At 66.0% G+C, this 6159-nt stretch carries 7 protein-coding genes; all 7 read right to left on the bottom strand.

Features of this window, described 5'->3' with window-relative positions:
* Window positions 1-21 precede the first annotated feature (21 nt).
* The 7 genes from ACNI14_RS04465 to ACNI14_RS04495 all read right to left on the bottom strand — a co-directional run bounded on the left by ACNI14_RS04465 (window position 22) and on the right by ACNI14_RS04495 (window position 6074).
* Window positions 22-951, bottom strand: coding sequence for a DUF2637 domain-containing protein (locus tag ACNI14_RS04465; protein ID WP_073186140.1), 930 nt, complete (start codon window positions 949-951; stop codon window positions 22-24).
* A complete protein-coding gene (locus ACNI14_RS04470) occupies window positions 951-1874 on the bottom strand; it encodes a bifunctional DNA primase/polymerase (protein ID WP_026926289.1) in 924 nt (307 codons plus the stop codon). The genes ACNI14_RS04465 and ACNI14_RS04470 overlap by 1 nt, the downstream gene beginning before the upstream one ends.
* A complete protein-coding gene (locus ACNI14_RS04475) occupies window positions 1874-2950 on the bottom strand; it encodes an ArdC-like ssDNA-binding domain-containing protein (protein WP_026926290.1) in 1077 nt (358 codons plus the stop codon). The genes ACNI14_RS04470 and ACNI14_RS04475 overlap by 1 nt, the downstream gene beginning before the upstream one ends.
* A gap of 219 nt (window positions 2951-3169) precedes the next feature.
* Window positions 3170-4093 carry a helix-turn-helix domain-containing protein gene (locus ACNI14_RS04480; RefSeq protein WP_077684798.1) on the bottom strand — a complete coding sequence of 308 codons (924 nt, stop codon included), beginning with the start codon at window positions 4091-4093 and terminating at the stop codon, window positions 3170-3172.
* 26 nt (window positions 4094-4119) lie between these two features.
* A complete protein-coding gene (locus ACNI14_RS04485; protein WP_077684797.1) occupies window positions 4120-4848 on the bottom strand; it encodes a DsbA family protein in 729 nt (242 codons plus the stop codon).
* A gap of 86 nt (window positions 4849-4934) precedes the next feature.
* A complete protein-coding gene (locus tag ACNI14_RS04490; RefSeq protein ID WP_026926293.1) occupies window positions 4935-5564 on the bottom strand; it encodes a vitamin K epoxide reductase family protein in 630 nt (209 codons plus the stop codon).
* Between the two features lie 114 nt (window positions 5565-5678).
* Window positions 5679-6074 (bottom strand): hypothetical protein, encoded by a 396-nt coding sequence (locus tag ACNI14_RS04495; RefSeq protein ID WP_420518748.1) that lies wholly within the window; start codon window positions 6072-6074, stop codon window positions 5679-5681.
* Window positions 6075-6159 lie beyond the last annotated feature (85 nt).

A 6159-nucleotide genomic window follows, 5' to 3' on the forward strand; every position in this document is an offset into this window, starting at 1 on the left:
CCGCTCTCTCGTAGCCCACGTTCACGCGGCGAGCAGTGACAGCGCGGACACAGCCTGGAGGGGTAGCAATCCGTTGCCGAGGGCGGTGATCTGTTGATTCTGCGTCAGGCCGCCGCTATCGGTGACCCATCCAGTCGGCAGGCCCATGAGCCATTCGACGAATGCCGGTGCTGGGCGGGGGCCGTCGGCGTCGTCAGGGGAGGGCTGGCGCTGACGCGTCTCCTCCCGCTCGCCGGCGGCGTCATCATTGGTGTCGGGAAGGTGCGCGGCGGCGAACCATCTCCCCACAGTTGCCGGATGCACCTGCACCTCGCGGGCAATCCGCTTGTTCGACCAGCCCGCGGCCCGCAACGCCGCAGCACGAGCCCGGCGATCAGAACGACCAGGGGTTTCATCCGAGGCTAAGGACAACTCCCGCTCATCGGCCAGAGGTTCAGAGGCAACGGACAACAACGACTTTGAGTGGACAACACCCTGCGGTCCGGCATACACCTCGGACAGCATCTCCGGGATCTCGGACAACACCTCAGGCTGCCCCGGCAACTCCTGTGGGAAGGTGCGGGTGAGGATCACGGTGAGATGGGTGATCGCCAGCAGCACCACCGGCGGTACCGCGGCCACCGAGGCAGCCAGCAGGCCGGGCACATCGGCGTCCGCAGCGACCACAGCGTGGATCGCATTCGCCGTCACCGACACCAGCGCCCCGCCGACCAGCAGCGACCAGGGATACCAGGCTGAGCGTTGCCCAGCCAGCGCCACCACCGCGACCGTCGCCACCACGATGATCCCATCAACGATCAACGGCCACGCCCACGCCTGTCCCCGGTCGACCCCGGAACGCGCCGCCAGATCGGCGAGCGCGGTAAAGCTCAGCCAGAACGCACCCAGCGCGATGAACACCGTCCCCACCACTGCGGTGCGCCCCGCCCACTGCCTACCGGTCGTCTTCATCACAGCCTCCGCCCACCCATGCCTGGGTTCGGGGCGTTGGCTCGCTCGAACCAGGCGCCGCCACCGAGGCCGGGGCCACCGGCTTCGGGCGCGGGGTGCGCGATCCGGTAGGCGGAGCGCACCGTGGTGGCGATCTCGCGTTCGCCCAGCCCGGCCTGGCTGGCGGCTGCGCTGAGGACATCGAGCGCATCCGAGGCAGAGACGTCACTCTCGGCCAAGCGGCACGCGGCCCAGAACAGTCCCCGGTTCCGCTCACCCTCACCACGCCCAGCGACCCAGGACGCCAGCCGGTTCATATCCGCCAACCGCACCAACCCACGACCCTGCCGCACTGGTCCGGGGCGTGGATCGAGGAAGTCCCGCAGCCGACGCGAGTCCAGCGCGGCGGCAGGCTGGTCGCCGACGTTGGCGACCTCGTAGCGGATCGGGACACCGCCGACGATGCGAACCGAGGGCGACACGATGATGTAGCCGCCATCACCCCGGAAGTCCACCCCCGCGCGAGCGGCCTGCCATGACCGCTGCTCGACCCCCACCGTCGCAGCGAAGTAGGCGTGCAGGCCACCCGTCGGGGTCTCCACCAGCAGACCCCAGCCATCGACGAGCCCGGCTCGCTCGGCGCGGGCGAACGCTTGCCGCCCATCCACCGGGCCATGCACGTCCACATCCACCACGACCATCCCCGACACCGCACCAGTCGGGACACCCAGGTTCGCCTCCGGCGTCCGCGACCACCACGCCTCGACCCGGCCGATGTCGGTGGTGGCATCGTGGAACCCCCGCGTCGTGAGCGGACGCTTCCCACTCGGCTGGCAGGGGAACACCGGCACCCCCGCCTGCGCGAGATGCCGGGCCGACGCCGCCAGCGTCGAAGCACCGCTGGCACGCAGCAACGCCCTGGTGAAGTCGGCACGCGCGGGCATCACAACCCCCGACCCGCCACCACCGGCACCCTCACCGCCGGCCGATGATCCGACTGCGGCGGCACATGCAGCGCCTTCGGCTCAGCAGTGGGAACATCACGCGCAAGACCAGGCGGCGTGCCATCGGCGACCTGGAACGTGTCCAGCTGGTCGAGGATGCCCAGCGCCGTCCTCCGCACCCGCTCACCGGTCGCCTTGACGACCTCCACAGGTTCAGCGTCCTTGACCGACGACGCCCACCCCGCCACATACGGAATCGTGTAACCACTGGTATCCAACCCGTGCGCAGCACCGACCATCAACGCCACGCTCTCGGCCTCCACCTCACGAACACCCCGATGCTGGCGAGCGTCCTCATCCTTGGGGTCGTGCATCAGCACATGCGCCAGCTCGTGCGCCAACGTGGCGATCTGATTGACCTCCGTCACATCGGTACGCACCGATACCTGCCGAGCGACGTAGTCGGTCAGGCCGTCCGCGCCGCCGATCCGCCCGTCATCCGGGACACGCAGCACCTCGAACCCCAACGCTTCGACCTGCATGGCCAGGCCATCCCACAGTCCCTGCGGGGCTTCGCCGTCCAGCAGCTTCGGTGCGAGTGGCTCAGGGATCGGATCGCCCTCGGTCTGCGTCACGTCCCACACATAGGCGGGCCGAGCGCCCACCATCTTCGTGCGCACTACCTCGTTGACCTTGTGCTTCTCGCGCGGACCCAAACGACGCCACGACGACGGATCACCAGGATTCGACGAGGCGAACCGGCCGGTCACCGGAGCGAAGATCATGTAACCCGGCTGGCCCTTCTGCACCTGCTGGCCAAGCTGCTGCCACTGCCGATACCCAGCCACATACGACGGCACCGGCCCGGGCACCCGGCCAGCCTCGAACGCAGCCTCGTGCTGAACCCAGATCAGCAGCGCGTTGTTGAACGAGCGCGATCGGAACCGGGCCGCGAACGCCAACGCGCGGGCCCAGTCCCGCCCGGAGACCAGCGTCTCCACCGCGCCAGTCAGCTTCTCGTGCAGCTCATCGAGCTTCGCGTCCCGCTTGGCTCGTACTTCCTCCGTCGCAGTCATCCTGGACCTTCCCTCCGCCGAGATCACCCGATCGTCGGTGACCGTGAGGTACGCCAGGAACATCAAGAAGCACGGCGGGCCAGGGGTGCGACCAAGACCGCCAGGCGACAACACGAACCTGACGAGTCCCTACCGGACTACATCACCGACCGGCTATGAGAGGCCCAGGGAAGACAGACGTCCCGAAATCGGGCACTGAACACGACGAGATCGGGTACATCAGTTGCGCCCACACGACCCTTGGCGTCGTCGGTAGGCACCCGGCGTCAGTCCGACGTACTGACGGAACAGTTCCGTGCCGTGACTTCGGCTGCGCCATCCGACCCGCCACATTGCCTCGGTGACAGTGAGGTCCGTCTCGCGCAGGTACCTTGCCAAGCGTTCGGCTCGCACCATCGTTAGGAACGCGAGCGGTGTCTTGCCAAAGGCGTCGACGAACACCCTGCCTAGCTGAGCAGGCGACAGGTGTACTTCCATGGCCAAAGCGGCGAGAGTCCATCGCCGCTCGGGTGATGTCCGCAACAGCTCAGCAACTCTGCGGGCCTCCTCCCTGATGGGAGCGAACCGTCGTTCCCTCGGCAAGGTTGGCCGGACATGACTCGGCCGGGCGGCTGATATCCGCACCGGGGACGCCTTGATGAACGGGGCAATGACGTGTGCTATGGAAAACCACAGGGCCTGCATCCGGAAGAAGTAGCGAGCAACGGGCCGCTCGGCGCTCAGCGCGACCATCTCGTCGAGCCAAGTTGTGAGTGTCTCGGCCTGCCTTTCACCGAGGCTGAGAACCTGCGCTGGCTCGGCGTAGATGGTCGCCGCGAAGTCCTGAGCATCAAGCCGATCCCGCACGAGCCCAGCGTGCTGCCAGTAGACCTGATCGATCACATAGTCCGTATCCGCATGGATCGTGGTCAAGGTGATGTGGCCCTCAGGCTCGCTTCCGCACAGGACGTTTGCTGCAAGGAGGACCACATCCCCCGTCTTCACAAGCCTTTGCCCCAACTCGCCAACGAGGAGTGCGCTACCACTACGGATCACGATGACTCTGACACAATCGAGAGCCGCGGGGCCGATGGGGCGAGAGCCGGCGTACGTGCATGCCCAAACCGGCCAGTAGTCGCTGCCGACCCGCAGTGGCTCAGACATGTAGGCAGTACCGCACCCGCAGCGGTCTACTCAGCGAGCGCCTGGTCGAGCATGGTGGTGAGGTCATCAAGGGTCTCAGGACTGATCAACTCTGCATTGAGGAAGAAGGTTGGCGTACCAGTCACGCCCAGGGCCACACCGTCGTTGAAGTCGTTGCGGATGAACTGGAGCGTGGCCTCAGAGTTGTACGCGGCGTCCCATTGCTCAAGGTCGAGGCCGAGTTCTTGGGCGTACTGGCGGAACAGGTCGTCTTTGGGTATCTGCTGTTCACCCCACTCGGTCTGGGTCTGGTACATCTTGGTGTACATCGCTTCAAGTTCTCCTTGCTGAGCGGCGGCTTCGACCGCTCTGGCCGCGCGTTCGCTGTTGAAGTGGCTGGGTAGCGGGAAGTACCGGATGACAAAGGACACTCGATCGCCGTAGGTCTGCCGGAGTTGCTCGATCGCCGGGAAGACCGCGGCGCAGGCCTCGCACTCGAAGTCCAGGAACTCTACGAAGGTCACAGTGGCATCTGGCACGTCGTTGAGTCGGCGGGAGTCTTCGCGTACCACGAGCGCGCCGGAGGTTTCGGTGGGGACGGGTGTGGACGGCTCGACGACGGCGGCGGGCTGGCGACTGGCTTGGATGATGCCGAAGATGACCACCGAGATCACCAGCACCGCGCAGATCAAGATGATGGTTCTTCGGGCGCCACGTTCCCCTGGTTCGGGGCGTTCGTCGACGATTGGCTTCTTGGGCTTCTGATTGCTGGGCATGTAGGGCTCCTTGCCGGAAGATGTGGGTAGGACGCGTGCTGACTGGCGGCGACGCGGTGTGTGGGCAGGTCGTTTGGTTGGGGTCCTTACCCGAAGAGGGCTGGACCGTATTTGGCGAGCACCAAGGTGGTGATCGCTCCGAGCCAGAGCACGACGAGCAGGTTGTCGACTCCCAGGCGAAGCCCTTTGGTCAAGGTCTTGTGCAGGCTCGTTGGGAGGAACAGGTTGTTGTCGCGCAGGTTGACGTGGGTGAGTGATGCGAACACCAAGGTGGTGGACACAGTCACCAACAGGCACCAGGGGCACAGCGCCCCGATGACAAAAGTGGACTCAAAGAACAGCCAGTAGGCGAACACGAAGCCCAGGCCATAGACGATCTGGGCGGCGAGCATGAAGCCTCGCGGAAACCTGACGCCGGCGAGGCTGGCGACCGCGATGGTGATGACTACGGGCTCGGCCATCAGGCCGAGGAACGCGTTCGGGAATCCGAACAGTCCGGCCTGCCAGGATCTGGCGACTGCGCTGCAGTTGATGACCTCGTTGAGGTTGCATGGGAGTCCGACTTTGGGGTTGGCCGCTAGCCGGATGGCGTCGGTTGACAGGACGAAGGAGGCGTACAGGCTGAGGCAGGCCGAGAAGAGCATGGTGGAGAAGATCCACCTGTCGGTCTGTCTGAAACGGTGGATGCGCTCCAAAAGGTCGTCTGATGTGGTCAAGGTGGTTGGACCTGTCTGTCGTCGTTCGGACGCACCGCAGCGCCGCGCCGAGCACCAGGACCTCGGCGTTCACCGAAAGGGCGCTCGTCTGCGCACGGGTGCGAGTTGAGTCGATCAGCAGGACAGGGCGGGTGGGCCTCGGCGTTGAAGCGGGTGATAGGGGCGACGTCCGGGGGTGGCCACCACGAGGGCCGTGACGGCAACGTGGGTAGGCACGGTAAGGGTCGCCGGCCTGGCATCACTTAGGCGTGTCCGGAACCAGTCGCGGGCCGTCTTTGCTGCCTGGCGGGCGTAGAGTCCCACGCCGAGCCCGAGCAGCAGAACGACCAGGCCGGCGATCAAGGTGGTTGCTGAGAGCACCATGAAGGACTGTGCGAAGCGTCCGAAGTTCAGCCCTGGCAGGTAGCTGTGCTCTGGGCACAGCTCGGACTCGACCAACAGATCGAGGTGGACGCCGAACGGCGCGATCAGGGGCACCTGCGGCATACAGGCTGTATCGGCGATGTTCACCGATCTCACTCCGGTAGCAAGGTTGCTCGCACCGATGAGCATCAACGCGGGGGGGGGGGGGGGGGGGGGGGGGGGGGGGGGGGGG

The organism is Demequina pilifera, assembly GCF_048814985.1.
In the GTDB taxonomy this organism is placed as follows: Bacteria; Actinomycetota; Actinomycetes; order Actinomycetales; family Demequinaceae; genus Demequina.